The sequence below is a fragment of the Microbacterium testaceum genome (genome assembly GCF_001476285.1).
In the GTDB taxonomy this organism is placed as follows: Bacteria; Actinomycetota; Actinomycetes; order Actinomycetales; family Microbacteriaceae; genus Microbacterium; species Microbacterium testaceum_B.
The window spans coordinates 1-543 of the sequence record NZ_LDRU01000175.1; the positions used below are offsets into that span (position 1 = coordinate 1).

Annotated in this window: 1 protein-coding gene; it reads right to left on the reverse strand. The window is 64.1% G+C overall.

All coding sequences use genetic code 11. From position 1 onward, the window contains the following. Nucleotides 1-543: AI-2E family transporter (locus NS283_RS18225; RefSeq protein WP_206542576.1), on the reverse strand; the 543-nt coding region annotated here is incomplete at both ends.

Sequence of the window (543 nt, forward strand, 5' to 3'; positions counted from 1 at the left end):
CTGTAAAGGTCGGCGACAGGAACTCGATGGTCGGTTGCACCCAGTCGAATTTCGGCAGCTCGAGGCTCGGAGGCGCCTGCGCGCTGCCGCCGCCAATCGCCGCCTGCATCTCATGCCACATCGCGAACGGTCGATCGAAGACGTGCAGTTTGGCCTTGAGCTGGGTGGCGAGTTCAGGAAGTCGGTTGGTCCAGTCGAGCACGGGCCCCGAGATCAGGCCGATGATGAAGGCCAGTCCGGCGGCGACCGCGATCACGATGAGCACCGCGCCGATACCGCGCGGCACACGATGACGCTCAAGGAAGTTGGCCGCCGGCGACAGCATCGTTCCGACCACGAATGCCATGACGATCGGAAGAAAGAATCCCTTGGCGACATAGAGGACGCCGGTGACGCAGATCGCCGTCAGAATCACCAGGGCGACGGCGACGATCTCGGCGCGCTTGATGACGGGAGGGAGCTCGTGACGGCTCTCGGTCAGGGCTGAGCTGTCGTTGCCGCCAGCCGTCACCCGCTCGGTGGGAAGTACACGCACCACTGTTT